Here is a 16433-nt window from a genome sequence, read left to right as displayed (position 1 = left end):
CACGGAGATTTTAAGAATGGCAAAAAAAATGAAAACCATGGATGGCAACCAGGCTGCTTCATATGTAGCTTACGCTATGTGCGAAACTGCCGCCATCTATCCCATTACCCCTTCTTCCCCCATGGCCGAACTGGCTGACGAGTGGGCTGTTCAGGGTGTGAAAAATATTTTCGACACCACCATGGAAGTTCGCGAGCTTCAGTCTGAAGCAGGTGCTGCAGGAGCACTGCACGGTGCACTTGCCGCAGGTAACCTTTCCTGCACCTTTACGGCATCGCAGGGTCTTCTGTTGATGATCCCCAACATGTATAAGATTGCGGGTGAACTGCTGCCCACCGTCTTTCATGTTTCCGCCCGTGCCCTTGCCGGGCAGGCTCTTTCTATTTTCGGTGACCACCAGGACGTAATGGCCTGTCGTCAGACCGGATTTGCAATGCTGGCTTCCAACTCCGTACAGGAAGCACTCGACCTCGCCCTTGTTTCCCATCTGGCGACTGTTGAATCCAGTATTCCTTTCGTACACTTTTTCGACGGGTTCAGAACTTCCCACGAAGTCCAGAAGATTGAGCTGATCGACTATGAAGAAATGGCTGCTGCCCTGAACTGGGATAAAGTCCGTGACTTCCGAGATCGTGCTTTGAACCCTGAACATCCGCATACACGCGGTACTGCACAGAACCCGGACATCTATTTCCAGGCCACTGAAGCTATCAACCCCTACCGCGACGCTGTTCCCGGTTATGTTGAAGATGCCATGGCCAAGGTCAAGGAAATCACCGGCCGTGAATACAAACTTTTCGATTACGTGGGTGACCCTGAAGCTGAGGACATCATCGTTGCAATGGGTTCCGGTTGTGAAGCAATCGAAGAAACCATTGAGAAGCTTGTTGCTGAAGGTCAGAAAGTCGGTCTGGTAAAAGTTCGCCTTTTCCGTCCTTTCTCCATCGAGCACCTTGGTCGCGCAATCCCTGCAACCTGCCAGCAGATTACCGTTCTGGATCGTACCAAAGAAGGCGGCGCAATCGGCGATCCCCTGTACCTCGATGTCTGCACAGCTCTGAAAGAAATGAATATCGACCTGCCCGTTTACGCAGGACGTTACGGCCTCGGTTCCAAGGAATTCACTCCTGCAATGATCAAGGCTATCTACGACAACATGAAGTCTCTGGCTCCCAGACATCACTTCACCGTAGGTATCAACGACGATGTTACCCGTCTCTCCCTTGAAGTAGGTGAAAGTATCGATACCACCCCTGAAGGAACTGTTCAGTGTAAGTTCTGGGGACTCGGTTCCGACGGTACTGTCGGCGCTAACAAGCAGGCCATTAAAATTATCGGTGACAAAACCGACATGTACGCACAGGGGTACTTTGCTTACGACTCCAAGAAGTCCGGCGGTATCACCGTATCCCATCTGCGTTTCGGTAAAAGTCCGATCAAGTCCACCTATCTTGTTGAAATTGCAGACTTTATTGCTTGCCACAACCCCAGTTACGTAAAGCTTTATGATCTGCTGGACGGTATCCGTGAAGGCGGTACTTTCCTGCTGAACACCAGCATGGGGCTTGAAGAGCTGGAAGCTGAACTTCCCGCAAAACTGCGTCGCAAGATTGCACAGAACAATCTCAAGTTCTATGTTATCGACGGTGTTAAGATTGCCGGTGAAGTAGGGCTTGGCGGCCGCATCAACATGGTTATGCAGACCGCTTTCTTCAAGCTGGCAAACGTTATTCCTTTTGAAGATGCAGTTAAGTATCTCAAAGAATCCATCCAGAGCGCTTACGGCAAGAAAGGCGAGAAAATCGTCAACATGAACAACGCTGCAGTTGATCAGGCCGAAGCGAATCTGATTGAAATTAAATATCCTGAAAGCTGGGCCACTGCTGAAGATGAAGAAGCTATCGAGTCTCTCGAGCCTGAATTCATCACCGATGTAGTCAAGCCCATTCTTGCCCAGAAGGGTGATGACCTTCCGGTCAGTGCTTTCTCTCCTGACGGACGTTTCCCCATGGGTACTTCCCGTTTTGAAAAACGCGGTGTTGCAATCATGGTTCCCGAATGGATCATGGACAACTGCATCCAGTGCAACCAGTGTTCTTTTGTCTGCCCGCACAGTGCCCTGCGCCCCGTTCTCGTAGATGAAGAAGAAATGAAGATTGCACCTGAGTCCTTTGAAACCATGGACGCCAAAGGCAAAGGCATGGAAGGATTCAAGTACCGTATGCAGGTGAACACCCTTGATTGTCAGGGTTGTGGAAACTGCGCCGATATCTGCCCGGCCAAGGAAAAAGCCCTGGTCATGAAGCCTCTGGCAACCCAGACCGAAAAAGAAGTTCCCAACTACGACTTCTCTGAAATCGTATCCTTCAAGGATCGCATCCTGCCCCGCACCAGCGTAAAGGGCAGCCAGTTCCAGCAGTCCCTGATGGAATTCTCCGGCGCATGTGCCGGTTGCGGTGAAACTCCTTACGTTAAAGTGCTTACCCAGCTCTTCGGCGAACGCATGATTATTGCCAACGCCACCGGTTGTTCCTCCATCTGGGGCGCATCCGCACCTTCCACTCCTTACTGCGAGAACCTCGAAGGTCACGGTCCTGCATGGGGTAACTCCCTGTTCGAAGATGCCGCTGAATACGGATTCGGTATGGAAATGGCTATTTCCAACCGTCGTGACCGTCTGAAGCAGCAGATGGAACAGGCTCTTGAGCTGGACATCACAGACGAACTTAAAGCAGCACTTAAAGGCTGGATTGAAAACAAGGATGACGCTGCCAAGTCCCTTGAATTCGGCGACCAGCTGCGTGAACTCCTTGCTGTTGAAGCTGACCACTACGAACTGCTCCTCGAAATCGAAGAGCAGGAAGACATCTTCACCAAGAAGTCCGTATGGTGCTTCGGCGGTGACGGTTGGGCCTACGATATCGGTTTCGGCGGTGTTGACCACGTTCTCGCTTCCGGTAAGGACATCAACATTCTCGTTATGGATACCGAAGTTTACTCCAATACCGGTGGTCAGGCTTCCAAAGCAACTCCGCTCGGTTCTATTGCCAAGTTCGCAGCAGCAGGTAAACACACTTCCAAGAAAGATCTTGGCCGCATGATGATGAGCTATGGCTACGTTTACGTTGCCTCCATCTCCATGGGCGCAAACAAGAATCAGGTCATGAAAGCATTCATGGAAGCTGAAGCCTACCCCGGACCTTCCCTGATCATTGCTTACGCACCGTGCATCAACCAGGGTATCCGCAAGGGTATGGGTAAAACCCAGCTCGAAGGTAAGCTCGCTGTTGAATCCGGTTACTGGCCGCTTTACCGCTTTGACCCCCGTCGCGAAGAAAACGGTGAGAATCCGCTGGTTGTTGAATACAAAGAACCTGACGGAACCCTGCAGGAATTCCTCTCCGGCGAAAACCGCTATGCAATGCTTGAGCGCATGATGCCTGAAGCATCCAAGACCATGCGTGCCGGCATCGAAAAGGATTGTCGCCAGCGTTACAAGCTCCTCAAACAGCTGGCTGAAATCGACTACAAAATCGACTAGTCTGCTTAAGGAACTGTTTGAACAAAACGAGGCCCCCGCATTTTAAAGTGCGGGGGCCTTTTGTTTTTCACGGCCTTTTTATTATTGTCGGCTCCGACTTGCAAAAAGCCCCGTTTCAGGCAACAAGGGAACCACTTTGAACGAAGGAGCCGTTTTGACAGAAATAAACGAATCATCACCTTTGGACGCTAAAATCGCCCATAGCGCAGGGCTTATGTCCGGCATGTTGGAAATGTATCCTCCGGAGTACATTTATGTTGCTTGGACCGGGGGTAAGGACTCCACCGTGGTGCTGGCCCTGTGGCGGGAAGTGCTCAGGAACAAGGGCAAGGAAGCTTCGCTGGTTCTGGCTCCGCAGGCTGTGTCCATCGATACCGGGGTGAAATTTTCTGAAGTCATGGGCTTCCGGGACCGCATTGCCATGCAGTGGGATGTTGACGTAAAGGTAATCCGACCAAACGTTGATATCGCAAGTTATCCTGTTGCCGAGGACCCGGTTGCGTGTTGCGCCGAACTCAAGATCAAGCCACTGCAGAAGGCTATCGAAGATTTTGAAATAGATTTGCTGATCACCGGAATCCGCCGAGATGAACATCCCAGCCGGGCCGGGCGCAAATATATGGAAGTGCGCGATGACCCGGACCATACCCTGCTTAATCCGATCCTTGAATGGACGGAGATGGATATCTGGTCGTTCATTACCATGCATCAGATTCCGCATTGTGAACTCTACGATCAAGGTTATCGCTCACTCGGCTGCCGGCCCTGCACCAGCAAAGGCGAAAGCTCCGAACGTGAAGGCCGTAATTCGGAAAAAGAACGCAATCTGGAACAGCTTACTTCCATGGGATATTTTTAAGGATATGCCTCCGGCGGCCAGAGAAACTTTTTGGAAAAAGTTTCTCTGGACTCTTCAAAAACTTTTATTAGGGTTTCGCCGTGATGTTTTTCAGGCCGTTCTGTTTTGATTAGGAGAACGGATTTTTTAATATAAAGAGAGTTTTATTATGAGAGTTAATTTTTGTTTATCAAGTTATGATGTCCATGACTCTTGGCGTGGATTTTTTACCCTTCCCAGAATGATGGAACTGGACCGCATCAGCTCATCCATCGGTAATGATTTTACCCCCAATGCAGATAAAGTACTGCGTTTTTGCCAGACTGACCTTTTAAAGATGAAGGTGATCGTTCTCGGGCAGGACCCCTATCCTCAGATGGGTGTTGCGACAGGGCGTGCTTTTGAAGTGGGCGATATCAAAACATGGTCAGAACTGAAGCGTAATGCTTCTTTGGTTAATATTCTTAAGCTGTTGCATAAAAATTACCTGCAGGCTGAAGATGTTGAAGGTATCGCCAAGATCAGGACAGATATCGAATCCGGTAAATTTCCGGTTCTGCCCCCGAAAAAACTTTTCGGTCATCTTGAAGAAGAGGGCGTGCTTTTCTTGAATACCGCTCTGACCTGCCAGATTGATAATTCGGGCAGTCATACAGATATCTGGCGTGATTTCAGCAGTGCACTTCTGCAGTTCACCGCCCAGAAGAATCCTTCCGCAAAGTGGATGCTCTGGGGTAAGGATGCACAGGAATTCGCAGCATTCGTACCTGAAGAGCAGAAAAAGACCAGTTACCATCCGCGCCTGTTCAACAAAACTCCAGGTTCATTTCTTGGGGAAAATCATTTCGCTGATTGCCCGGAAATTAATTGGGTGAAATAGAAAATTAACTCTACCGCGGTTTTTAGTACGCAAAATCCTGATAATAACGAGCGCGAAGCGCAAATAGAAGGTTTTGGGATACTAAAACTCTTTTGCAAAAGGGTTTTAGCCTCCGGAGGGACCCGCGGTAGTGCCGCCGGAGGCAAGCCTTGGCTATCGGACCGATATATACTATGCTACCGCGCACGTTATTTTTGAATTAGCTGCCAAACTGAATACATCAGGTGAAAAATGATCAATAGAAAAAAGACCCGTGAGCTGTTCATCGGGGATGTGGGTATTGGCGGGGACAATCCGATCAGGGTTCAGTCCATGTGCAATACCGACACCCGTGATGCTCTTTCCACCCGTGCGCAGATTGATGCTCTGGCAGAGGCCGGATGCGAGATTGTACGCGTTGCCGTGCCGGACGAAGAGGCCGCCAAGGCCCTGTCGCAGATCCGTAAAGGTTCTCCGGTTCCTCTGGTTGCCGATATCCATTTTGATTATCGTCTGGCTCTTGCGGCGATGGAAGCCGGTATCGATGCCCTGCGCATCAACCCCGGTAACATCGGCGGTGAGGATAAGGTCGATTCCGTGGTTGCAGCAGCCAAGGAGCGCAATGTCCCGATCCGTATCGGCGTGAACGGCGGTTCTCTGGATAAATCCCTGCTTGCCAAGTATGGCGGTCCGACCCCGGAAGCGATGGTTGAAAGTGCTCTGGAGCACGTGGCTCTGCTGGAAAAGAGAAATTTCTATAACACCAAGATTTCACTCAAATCTTCATCGGTGCTGAACACCATTGCCGCTTACAAGCTGCTTTCCGAGAAAGTTGATTATCCCCAGCATGTCGGCATAACCGAGGCCGGGACTCTGGTTCGCGGCGCGGTGAAATCTTCCGTGGGACTGGGCATCCTGTTCTGGGAAGGACTGGGTGACACCATGCGTGTTTCGCTGACCCATGATCCGGTGGCGGAAGTCGGCGTTGCATGGGAAATCCTGCGTTCACTGGGGCTGCGTGAGCGTGGTCCCGAGATTGTTTCCTGCCCGACATGCGGACGTACTGAGATTGAACTTATCGATCTGGCCCAGAAGGTTGAAGAGAACCTGCGCGGCGTGAAGGAAAGCTTCACCGTTGCGGTCATGGGCTGCGTGGTAAACGGTCCCGGAGAAGCCCGTGAAGCTGATATCGGCATTGCCGGGGGCCGGGGGCTGGGCATCATTTTTCGCAAGGGCGAAGTCATCCGTAAAGTCAAGGGTGACGAGAACCTGCTGCCTGAATTTATGAAAGAAATTGAAATATTCCTGAAAGAAAAGAGAGGACAATAAATGCGTTTAAGCCGTTTCTATATTCCCACTTTGAAAGAAGATCCTTCCGAAGCGGAAGTAGTCTCCCACAAACTGCTCATGCGTGCTGGTATGATCCGCAAGCTGACCAGCGGTATCTACAACTACCTGCCGCTGGGCCTTAAATCCGTGAACAAGGTTGCCGCTATCGTTCGTGAAGAAATGAACCGTGCGGGGGCATTGGAAGTGCTCATGCCCATGGTTCAGCCCGGTGACCTCTGGCAGGAGACCGGACGTTGGGATTACTACGGCAAGGAACTGCTGCGCGTTAAAGACCGCCACGGCCGTGACTACTGCCTTGGACCTACCCACGAAGAAGTTATTACTGACCTCGTGCGCGGTGAAGTAAAATCCTACAAGCAGCTTCCGCTGAACCTCTACCAGATTCAGACCAAATTCCGTGATGAAATCCGCCCCCGCTTCGGCCTGATGCGCGGTCGTGAGTTCATCATGAAAGATGCTTACTCTTTTGATAAAGACGAAGCCGGTGCAGAAGAATCCTATCGCGGCATGTTTGAAGCTTACAAAAAAGCTTTCTCCCGCATCGGGCTGAACTTCCGCCCCGTACAGGCTGACTCCGGTGCTATCGGCGGTGATTTTTCTCACGAATTTCATGTGCTTGCCGATACCGGTGAAGATACCATCGCAGTCTGCAAAGACGAAAAGTGCGGTTACGCAGCCAACCTTGAAAAGGCAAAGGTTGCAGCTCCCGCCGGAGAATCCATGCTCAACGCGGATTGCCCCGCTATCGAAGAAGTCGATACCCCGGGTAAGCACACCGTCGAAGAAGTCTGCGAATTCCTCGGCGTAAGTCAGGATAAGCTGGTTAAGACTCTGCTGTTCACTGTTGACGGTGAGCCTGTTGCTGCTCTTGTTCGCGGTGATCGTGAACTGAACGACGTCAAGCTGCGCAACCTCGTCGGCGGTAACGAAATCGAAATGGCAAGCGAGGAGCAGGTCAAGGAATGGACCGGCGCACCTGTGGGATTTGCCGGACCTGTAGGCATCAAGGTTGAGCGCATCTTCGCCGACCACGAACTGCTTGCCGCTACTGATTGGATTGCCGGTGCAAACAAGGGCGATACCCACATCAAACACCTTTCCCTCGGCCGTGACTGCAAGATCGAGCAGTTCGCAGACCTGCGTGTGATCACCGAAGCTGATCCCTGCCCAGAGTGCGGCGCAGCTATCGAGTTCACCAAGGGTATTGAAGTTGGACACGTTTTCAAACTCGGTTCCAAATACTCCAAGGCTATGGAAGCAACCTTCCTTGATGAAAACGGCAAGACCCAGCCTATGGTTATGGGTTGTTACGGTATCGGCGTTTCCCGTATTGTTGCTTCCGCCATTGAGCAGAACAACGACGAGAACGGTGCTATCTTCCCGCCGACCATCGCACCTTTCGAACTCTGCGTAATTTCCCTCGGTGGCAAGGACGCGGCAGTCAATGAAAAGGCCGAAGAGCTTTATAGCGAACTGATGGAAATGGGCATCGACGTTGCTTATGACGATCGTAAAGAACGTCCGGGCGTAAAATTCGCTGATGCAGACCTGATCGGTTACCCCATGCAGCTGGTTATCGGCGGCAAGGGCCTCAAAAACGGTATTGTGGAAGCCAAGAACCGCAAGACCGGCGAAAAAATCGAACTTCCCCTCGAAGGTTTCACCGAAGCTTTCAAAACATGGCGTGCCGAAATCTGGCAGTCATGGGGACTTTCTTAAGAATACCTCTGGCGGCTGGGGAAGGAGAACTTTTGCAAAAGTTTTCCTTCCCCAGACCCCATCCTTTCAAAACCTTTTATCGGGCTTCGCGTTGCAGCTTGATAAAGCGATAAATTGATATATCAAACGGCGTAGCCTTACTAAAACGTTTAAGGCCCCCGGCAGGGTCGCCGAAGGCATGTATGAAAATATTCTCAGTAACTGACATCACCCGTGCCGTTAAGGATGTTCTGGAAACGGAATTCCCTTTTATCTGGGTGCGGGGTCAGGTTACAAATTTAGCCCGGCCTGCATCCGGGCATATTTATTTTACGCTCACTGACGGCGATGCGGGTCTTTCTGTGGTCTGGTTCAAAGGTAACCAGCGCGTTGGCAGCGGAGCCGGCGAAGAAACAATCAATCCGCTTACCGGGGAGATTGAATCAGGCGGTCCGCTTAAGCTTGAAGACGGCATGGAGATTCTCTGTGCCGGACATATGAATGTTTATCCGCCACGCGGCGTGTACCAGCTTGTAGCCGAACTGGTGCAGGAGCAGGGCGTCGGTGATCTGAAGCTGGCCTTTGAGGCCATGAAGCGCAAGCTGGCTGAGAAAGGTTACTTTGACGATGACCGGAAAATGGAAATACCCCGTTCCCCGAAACGGGTGGCGGTTGTTACCGCTCCCACCGGTGCGGCGGTGCGGGATTTCCTGAAAATCGCTGAAGCACGCGGAACCGGGGCCGAAATACGGATTTATCCTACCCTTGTGCAGGGCGACATTGCACCGGGGCAGATCGCGCAGGCTCTTGATGCCGTGGGTGATGACGGCTGGGCCGAGGTAACCGTGCTCATTCGTGGCGGCGGATCACTTGAAGACCTTTGGGCCTTTAATACCGAGCAGGTGGCGGACGCGCTGTTCCGTTCCACTGTTCCGGTGGTTTGCGGAGTGGGGCATGAGGTAGATGTTTCAATTGCCGATTATGTTGCCGATAAGCGGGTGGCGACACCAAGTCATGCGGCGCAGGAACTCTGGCCCCGGCGCGAGATTCTTATGCAGAGCGTGGATGAACTGGATACTGCTCTGACACGAAGCTTTGATAATTTTTTAAATCAGCGTGAATCACGTCTGGAAACTTTGCAGAAAGGGCTGAGCTGGCTTTCCCCGGCGCAGCGCATTGAACGGTTGCTGTATTCTTTTGATGAGGAAGGGGAGCGGTTGAACCGTTCGGCAGCGAAGTTTGTTGATGCTAAGTGCGATAGCGTTGATATTTTTTCTCGGCGTTTGTCCTTTGCTTTCGGTGAAGACAGGATAGCGCGCATGGAGCATGAACTTGCCGGGCAGAAAAGCAGGCTTGAGCGTGCTGCGGATATTTTTCTTAAAGATAAATGGTCTGAATTTGAAAATGCGTCCACCTCATTGCGCATGCTGGACCCGGAAAGTCCGTTGGAGCGGGGGTATTCACTCGTAACAGTTGAAAAGAGCGGTACATTCCTGCGCAGTCCTGCTGAAGTTGCAGACGGTGACGCCATTAGGGTGAGGGTGAAATCCGGTGAGGTCCGGGCAAGGGTTACATCTGAATAAACTGTGGAGATTATTGAAAATGAACCGATATAGGCAATTCCGAATAGCTTTTCTGACCCTGTTGATACTTCTGGTCTGCGCTTCCAGCGCACTGGCCTCAGTTTTTTTGGCCTACCCCAAAAAAGTCGGTCTCGGTGAGCCGTTTATGGTCCGGGTCACCTCCGATAAGCCGCTTGAATCAGTTGAGATTAAGTGGAAGGGCAAAAGCGTTAATCCTGAGGTAAGGAATTGGAAAGGGCGTTCTGTCGCGCTGGCGATGTTCGGTACTGATGTTCTTTTTGATAAACCTGGCCGGGACAAGCTGGTAATTAAAACAGTATCCGGGGGCAAAGAGAAAAAGTTCGGGCGTACGGTCAAGGTCCATAAAAAGAAATACAAAATTCAACGGCTGACTCTGCCCAAGAAAATGGTTACCCCGCCTCAGAAAGTCTACGACAAGATCGCGCAGGACCGTAAAGAGGTTAAAGTTGCCAAGGAAACCATGAGCGCGGACCGCAAGTGGTATGTTCCTTTCGACCGCCCAACAAAGGGTTCGCAGTCCAGCCCTTATGGTGCACAGCGTATCCTGAACGGTAAACCCAAGAATCCGCACCGGGGGCTTGATTTCCGGGGTGCTAAAGGAACTTCCGTAAAGGCCATGGCCGACGGTAAAGTTGTTCTGGTCGGTAGTCACTACTACGCCGGAAATTCTATTTATGTGGATCACGGCAACGGAGTGGTCACTATGTATTTCCATCTTTCCCGGATAGATGTTAAGGAAGGCGACATGGTTGAACGTGGGCAGCTTCTCGGCGGCATCGGTTCAACCGGAAGGGTGACCGGTCCTCACCTGCACATGAGTGTATCTGTGCAGGGCAAACTGGTGGACCCCAATTACGTAATGTACAAAACAACCGATCAACTTCTCGGTATTAAATAATTTCTTTACATGGCAAAAAATAAAACATTTGAAGAGCGTCTGGACCGCTTGAAGGCGATTGTTGCAGCCCTTGAAAAGGGAGACCTGCCCCTTGAGGATGGCGTTGCTCTTTTTAAAGAAGGGCAGGCTCTTTCCAAGGAATGCGCAACACAGTTGGAAAAGGCCCGGAACGAAGTGAAAATAGTTACTGACGGCGAAGTAGAAAGCTTTGACGTTGATACAGAAGAGGATATAGCGGATGACAGTTAAAGAAAAACTCGCAGTGCATGCTGCGGATGTTGAAAAATATCTGGGTGAATGTCTTAAGGATATGGGGATTCCTGAAAACCTTCTGGAATCCATGGAATACAGCCTGATGGCCGGAGGCAAGCGCCTTCGTCCGGTGCTGGTGCTGGTCTGGGCCAAGATGCTCGGCGTAAGCAAAGAAGCAGTTATGCCCTTTGCTGCCAGCCTTGAGATGATCCATACCTATTCGCTGATCCATGACGATCTTCCGGCCATGGACGACGACGATCTGCGTCGCGGCAAGCCTTCAAACCACAAGCAGTTTGACGAAGCAACCGCCATTCTGGCCGGGGACGGACTGCTCACTGAAGCTTTCGGTTTCATGGCCAAGGCAGATGCTCCCGCCGAGCACGTGATTGAAGCTATCGCGCTTATGGCTAAATCAGCAGGCTGCGCAGGCATGGTCGGCGGACAGGTTGTGGATATGAGCTACACAGGCCGTGAAGGAGTGACTCTCGACGAACTCAAGATCATGCATTCCATGAAAACAGGAGCTCTTATTCTTTCTGCTTGTAAATCAGGCGCAATTCTGGCTAAAGGAGCAGAGGCGACAGAAGATGATGTCAGAAGGGCTGAGGAATACGGAAGGCTCATCGGCGTAGCATTTCAGATCGTAGATGATGTTCTGGATGTTGTCGGTGACGAAGCCACTCTTGGTAAGCCTGTCGGTAGTGACATTGAGCAGGGTAAATCCACTTACCCCAGTCTGATCGGACTTGAGGAAAGTAAAGCGCTGGCCAGTAAATATATTGATGAGGCCGTTGAGCTGCTTTCCCCGTACTCCGGAGAAGAGGCCGAGTTCCTCGCAGAACTGGCCCGTTACATAGTGGACCGGGTTTACTAGATTTTTAGCACTCCCGGAACGGATACGATTTTTATACATTGCTTAGTTAACAGTGTTAAGCAGTATGCGCCCGGCAGCATTTCTCTCAGGGAGTTGGGACTTTTGCTGCTAAGCTGCTTGAAATTTACATAGATTGAAACCAGTGGTGAGGTTCTTTGGAATATGAGCAACAATGATGATTCCTGTGGGTGCGGCAACTACGCGCTTCTACAGACTATAAAAAATCCTGCACAGGTCCGCGAACTGAGTGATGAACAGCTTACCCAGTTGGCTGATGAACTGCGCCAGTGCATAATAAATACTGTTTCCATAGGTGGCGGGCATCTTGCTCCTTCTCTCGGCGTTATTGAACTGACCCTCGCCCTGTTCAAGTGTTTTGATCTTGACCGGGACCGTCTGGTCTGGGACGTGGGCCATCAGGCTTATGCCCATAAAATTCTGACCGGACGCTATGATAATTTTCATACCCTGCGCCAGAAAGACGGCATCAGCGGATTTCCGCGCATGGCTGAAAGCCCTTATGACCATTTCGGCGTAGGGCACTCCAGCACATCCATTTCCGCTGCATTGGGAATGGCTGTTGCCAGCGATCTTGAAGGTGAAAACCGCAACTGTGTTGCAGTGATCGGTGACGGCTCCATGACCGCAGGTGAGGCCTTTGAAGGTCTCAATCAGGCAGGCGGCATGAAGCGAAAGATGGTGGTCATCCTCAATGACAATGAGATGTCCATCTCCACCAATGTCGGTGCGCTTTCCGCATTCCTGAGCCGTAAACTATCACACCCGGTCATGAACCGCTTCAAGAAAGATTTTGAATCCGTTTTGAAGCAGATTCCCAAGATCGGTGATGACCTTGCCATGTACGCCAAACGCGGTGAAGACTCTTTTAAAAGTTTTTTCACTCCGGGAATGTTGTTTGAAGCCCTTGATTTTACCTATCTTGGTCCCATTGACGGTCACAATCTTGAGGAGCTGGTCGATGTTCTGGAGCAGGTCAAAAAGATGGACGGTCCGGTACTGGTCCATGTGCTGACTACCAAGGGCAAGGGCTATACCCCGGCAGAAGATAACCCCACTTATTTTCATGGTGTGGGCAGTTTTGAGCCGGAAACCGGGCGTGCAAAGAAATTTAAGGGAGGTCTGCCTTCATACACAGAAGTTTTCGGCAGTACCCTCTGTAAGCTGGCGGAAAAGGACGAGAAGATTGTCGCTATTACCGCCGCTATGCCTGAAGGAACCGGAACCGACACCTTTCGTGAACAGTTCCCGGACCGTTTCGTGGATGTAGGTATCTGTGAGCAGCATGCGGTGACCTTTGCCGCCGGACTGGCAACCATGGGCTTCAAGCCTGCGGTGGCTATTTACTCCACATTCCTGCAGCGTTCCTACGATCAGGTCGTGCATGATGTCTGTCTGCAGAACCTGAATGTGAATTTTTTCCTCGATCGCGGCGGGCTGGTAGGTGCTGATGGCGCCACCCATCACGGCGTGTTCGACATGTCCTTCATGCGTCATATTCCGAACCTGATTTTCATGGCTCCCAAGGACGAGGCCGAGCTTTCCCGCATGGTCAGGACAGCCATTGATTTTGATGGTCCTGCGGCGGTTCGTTATCCGCGCGGTGTCGGTATCGGTGCGATACTGGAAGAAATGCCCAGCACCCTTGAAATCGGTAAAGGGGAGCTGCTGCGCGACGGTTTCGATGGTGTGGTTATCACTGTCGGTTCAAGAGTCTGGCCCGCAGTTGAAGCTGTGGAAGAGATTGATGAGAAATACGGCAAAGCCGTTGCGGTCTTCAATGCCCGTTTCATCAAGCCCCTGCCGGAAAAAGAGATTCTGGAACTGGCTGCAAGGTTCAAGAAGATACTCATTGTGGAAGAAAACGCCAAGGCCGGTGGATTCAGCTCCGCAGTGGTCGAGATGCTGGTAGATAACAACGCTATCGACGGACATGAAATCAAGCGTCTCGGTATTCCTGATGAGTTCATCGAGCACGGCACGCAGCAGGAGTTACGCAATGAACTCGGTATCGATATTCAGGGCATGAAAGAAGCCATGATGGAGATGCTGGGGCTTGAGTAAAGCCTGGTGATCCAGTAAAATGAAAGATAATAAAAACCGCATTCTATTCAGAATGCGGTTTTTTTATTATTTAAATTTTCAGTAATATCGGCCCCTCTTTAGGCAAGTCATCCGGCGCACCTTCTTTCAAGTAGGTCCGTACGTCTTCAGCCTGGGCAGTCACGCCTTTTCGGAGCAGTGTTTTTCCTGCCTCCTGCGCGATTAGATTGAACAGTTTAAGGTAAATCTTTGCGTCCCCGGTACTGGTTGCGTCTGATGCTTTCGCGCTGATATCGGAGCGGAACGCGCCGATGGGTGTATCGCGGCACATTGCAATTCCGCTGATGCCGGGTAGTGCGCCCGAAAGGGACACCTCGTCGCCGTCATTGATCTTTACACCGTCAATATCATCTACCGGGGAACCGTTCACGAAAATGGCACGCACTCTTGTTTCAGCATAATCAGGATCAAGCCCGATGGTCTCGACCATGAAATCTCGGATGCTCATACCGGAAGTGGCATGAATAACCACTCCTTTTTGCAGCAGGGTGATTGTTCCCGGAATTCCGGACTGCATGGTGACGGTCTTGATATCTTCCTGCATGGCATACCTCGTGTATGAAAAAATAATTGTGTCAGTTTTGATATAGTTGCTTGTAATTATTAGTAAATATGCTCCCGAAGTATATGCTTGTCAAATTGCAGAGACAAAAAATCCTGCCTGTATATACTACAGGCAGGATTTAGTTACTGGTATGTTTAGATAAATTATTTCATCTTTTTCTTTTGTTCTTCTTCCTCTCGCAGGGCGCGGCGCAGAACCTTACCGACCATGGTTTTGGGAAGTTCTTTACGGAATTCAACTTTACGGGGAACTTTGTATCCGGCAAGTTTTTCACGGCAGTAAGAGATGATTTCTGCGCGGTCCATGGATTGTCCTTCCTTGAGCACAATGTAGACTTTGATGATCTCACCACGTGTTTTATGGGGCAGGCCTACGGTTACTGCTTCCTGAATTTTTGGATGTTTGTAGAGGACTTCATCTACTTCGCGTGGGTATATGTTATAGCCGCTGGAGATGATCATATCTTTTTTGCGGTCCACAATGTAGAAGTAGCCTTCTTCATCCATGTAGGCGATATCCCCGGTGTAGAGCCAGCCATTACGCAAGGTTCCGGCAGTTTCATCGGGTTTATTGTAATAACCCTTCATAACCTGCGGGCCGCGGATAATCAGTTCACCCATTTTACCCGGAGGTAGATGTACGCTACCCACTTCCATATCAACGATGGCAGCATCCGTAGAAGGAACGGGTACGCCGATGGAACCGGGCTTTTGGGTTCCTCTCAAGGGGTTGAGGTGGGTTAGTGGTGAAGCTTCAGTCAGGCCGAAACCTTCAATAATGGTTGCTCCGAAAACTTCTTTGAACTGTTTGATTCCTTCAACCGGCATGGGTGAAGAACCTGACAGACAGTATTTGACAGATTTAACGTCGTATTTATCCAATTCTTTCTGCTGTAGCAGAGAGATGTAGAGCGCCGGTGCACCGGGGAAGAGAGTCGGCTTCAATTTATCCATGGTTTTGAGCACATCAAGGGGCACGTAACGCGGGAACGGAACCATGGTCGCCCCCAGCAGAGTGGGGAAGTTGAGACAGACGGTCAGTCCGTAAATATGAAAATAGGGCAGGATGCCCAGCACGATTTCTCTGTCATCGCCCAGATGACTGAGCATGGCGTGGGCCTGCTGAATGTTTGCGCCGAGGTTGGCGTGGGTCAGGTTGCAGCCCTTGGATAATCCGGTGGTTCCCCCGGTATACTGCAGGAGTGCGGTGTCTTCAGGGCGAATGTTTGATGCGCTGAAACGCTCTTTTCCTGTCCGCAGGATATCCCATTTGAGAATTGAAGAATCATTGTACGGAACTTTCGGAGAGCTTTTTTCCCGCAATGATTTCAGTTTGTATAGTAAATTAAGGGGGAACTTGAGGGTGTCTGAAATTCTGGTGACCAGATATTTACGTACCGGAAGTTTGTCGCGTAGTTTTTCCACCTTGGACCAGAGCAGGTCGATGGTGATTAACATTTTCGCGCCGGAATCGTTGAGTTGATGAACGATCTCGGTTTCCATGTACAGCGGGTTGGTCAGAGTGACCACCCCACCGGCCTTGAGAATGGCGAAGTAAGTCATAATCATCTGCGGTGTGTTGGGCAGCATGACCGCGACACGGTCACCCGGTTCGATACCCAGCTTGCGCAGGTTTGCGGCCATAATCTCCACTTCGCGCTGCAGTTTGCCGTAAGTGATAGACCAGTTTTGGAATTCAATGGCCTTACGTTTGGGCCATTTTTCAGCTGTCAGGTCCAGATACTCGAACATCGGACGATATACGAAATCTACGTTTTTGGGCACCTCTGGATCGTAATGATCGAGCCACGGGCGTTTAATCTCCACTCCT

General features: G+C 50.8%; 12 protein-coding genes. 10 read left to right on the top strand and 2 right to left on the bottom strand.

Annotated features, from left to right (window positions below):
• Positions 1-16 precede the first annotated feature (16 nt).
• The 10 genes from nifJ to dxs all read left to right on the top strand — a co-directional run bounded on the left by nifJ (position 17) and on the right by dxs (position 13999).
• The gene (gene nifJ, locus ACNI29_RS03695; RefSeq protein ID WP_419780842.1) at positions 17-3541 is read left to right on the top strand and encodes a pyruvate:ferredoxin (flavodoxin) oxidoreductase; all 3525 of its coding nucleotides are present in this window, start codon (positions 17-19) and stop codon (positions 3539-3541) included.
• A gap of 154 nt (positions 3542-3695) precedes the next feature.
• Positions 3696-4400, top strand: coding sequence for a phosphoadenosine phosphosulfate reductase family protein (locus ACNI29_RS03690; RefSeq protein WP_419780841.1), 705 nt, complete (start codon positions 3696-3698; stop codon positions 4398-4400).
• Between the two features lie 148 nt (positions 4401-4548).
• Positions 4549-5259 (top strand): uracil-DNA glycosylase, encoded by a 711-nt coding sequence (locus ACNI29_RS03685; protein ID WP_419780840.1) that lies wholly within the window; start codon positions 4549-4551, stop codon positions 5257-5259.
• Between the two features lie 231 nt (positions 5260-5490).
• Positions 5491-6567 (top strand): flavodoxin-dependent (E)-4-hydroxy-3-methylbut-2-enyl-diphosphate synthase, encoded by a 1077-nt coding sequence (ispG, locus tag ACNI29_RS03680; protein ID WP_419780839.1) that lies wholly within the window; start codon positions 5491-5493, stop codon positions 6565-6567.
• Positions 6568-8307 (top strand): proline--tRNA ligase, encoded by a 1740-nt coding sequence (locus ACNI29_RS03675; protein ID WP_419780838.1) that lies wholly within the window; start codon positions 6568-6570, stop codon positions 8305-8307.
• A gap of 182 nt (positions 8308-8489) precedes the next feature.
• A complete protein-coding gene (gene xseA, locus ACNI29_RS03670; protein WP_419780837.1) occupies positions 8490-9869 on the top strand; it encodes an exodeoxyribonuclease VII large subunit in 1380 nt (459 codons plus the stop codon).
• 19 nt (positions 9870-9888) lie between these two features.
• The gene (locus tag ACNI29_RS03665) at positions 9889-10788 is read left to right on the top strand and encodes a M23 family metallopeptidase (RefSeq protein ID WP_419780836.1); all 900 of its coding nucleotides are present in this window, start codon (positions 9889-9891) and stop codon (positions 10786-10788) included.
• Positions 10789-10797: 9 nt separating this feature from the next.
• Positions 10798-11037, top strand: a complete 240-nt coding sequence (locus ACNI29_RS03660) for an exodeoxyribonuclease VII small subunit (RefSeq protein WP_419780835.1) — start codon at positions 10798-10800, stop codon at positions 11035-11037.
• Positions 11027-11917 (top strand): polyprenyl synthetase family protein, encoded by an 891-nt coding sequence (locus ACNI29_RS03655; protein ID WP_419780834.1) that lies wholly within the window; start codon positions 11027-11029, stop codon positions 11915-11917. Before ACNI29_RS03660 ends, ACNI29_RS03655 begins: the two co-directional genes overlap by 11 nt.
• A gap of 162 nt (positions 11918-12079) precedes the next feature.
• Positions 12080-13999 carry a 1-deoxy-D-xylulose-5-phosphate synthase gene (gene dxs / locus ACNI29_RS03650; protein ID WP_419780833.1) on the top strand — a complete coding sequence of 640 codons (1920 nt, stop codon included), beginning with the start codon at positions 12080-12082 and terminating at the stop codon, positions 13997-13999.
• A 70-nt stretch (positions 14000-14069) separates the two neighbouring features.
• Here dxs and ACNI29_RS03645 read toward each other — a convergent pair whose 3' ends face one another.
• Both ACNI29_RS03645 and ACNI29_RS03640 read right to left on the bottom strand, forming a co-directional pair.
• Positions 14070-14582 (bottom strand): hypothetical protein, encoded by a 513-nt coding sequence (locus ACNI29_RS03645; RefSeq protein WP_419780832.1) that lies wholly within the window; start codon positions 14580-14582, stop codon positions 14070-14072.
• Between the two features lie 164 nt (positions 14583-14746).
• Complete coding sequence (locus ACNI29_RS03640; RefSeq protein WP_419780831.1) at positions 14747-16429, bottom strand: long-chain-fatty-acid--CoA ligase; 1683 nt, start codon at positions 16427-16429, stop codon at positions 14747-14749.
• Positions 16430-16433: the final 4 nt, after the last annotated feature.

Source organism: Maridesulfovibrio spiralis (SeqCode), from assembly GCF_048571135.1.
Classification (GTDB): Bacteria; Desulfobacterota; Desulfovibrionia; order Desulfovibrionales; family Desulfovibrionaceae; genus Maridesulfovibrio; species Maridesulfovibrio spiralis.
This window is presented reverse-complemented; position numbering and strand designations above follow the sequence as displayed.

What these genes read in the sequence shown, in the direction of transcription:
- ACNI29_RS03660 (WP_419780835.1), top strand. Translation starts at nt 10,798, where the DNA reads ATGGCAAAAAATAAAACATTTGAAGAGCGTCTGGACCGCTTGAAGGCG.
- dxs (WP_419780833.1), top strand. Translation starts at nt 12,080, where the DNA reads ATGAGCAACAATGATGATTCCTGTGGGTGCGGCAACTACGCGCTTCTA.
- ACNI29_RS03645 (WP_419780832.1), bottom strand. Translation starts at nt 14,582, where the DNA reads ATGCAGGAAGATATCAAGACCGTCACCATGCAGTCCGGAATTCCGGGA.
- ACNI29_RS03655 (WP_419780834.1), top strand. Translation starts at nt 11,027, where the DNA reads ATGACAGTTAAAGAAAAACTCGCAGTGCATGCTGCGGATGTTGAAAAA.
- ispG (WP_419780839.1), top strand. Translation starts at nt 5,491, where the DNA reads ATGATCAATAGAAAAAAGACCCGTGAGCTGTTCATCGGGGATGTGGGT.
- ACNI29_RS03665 (WP_419780836.1), top strand. Translation starts at nt 9,889, where the DNA reads ATGAACCGATATAGGCAATTCCGAATAGCTTTTCTGACCCTGTTGATA.
- xseA (WP_419780837.1), top strand. Translation starts at nt 8,490, where the DNA reads ATGAAAATATTCTCAGTAACTGACATCACCCGTGCCGTTAAGGATGTT.
- ACNI29_RS03675 (WP_419780838.1), top strand. Translation starts at nt 6,568, where the DNA reads ATGCGTTTAAGCCGTTTCTATATTCCCACTTTGAAAGAAGATCCTTCC.
- nifJ (WP_419780842.1), top strand. Translation starts at nt 17, where the DNA reads ATGGCAAAAAAAATGAAAACCATGGATGGCAACCAGGCTGCTTCATAT.
- ACNI29_RS03685 (WP_419780840.1), top strand. Translation starts at nt 4,549, where the DNA reads ATGAGAGTTAATTTTTGTTTATCAAGTTATGATGTCCATGACTCTTGG.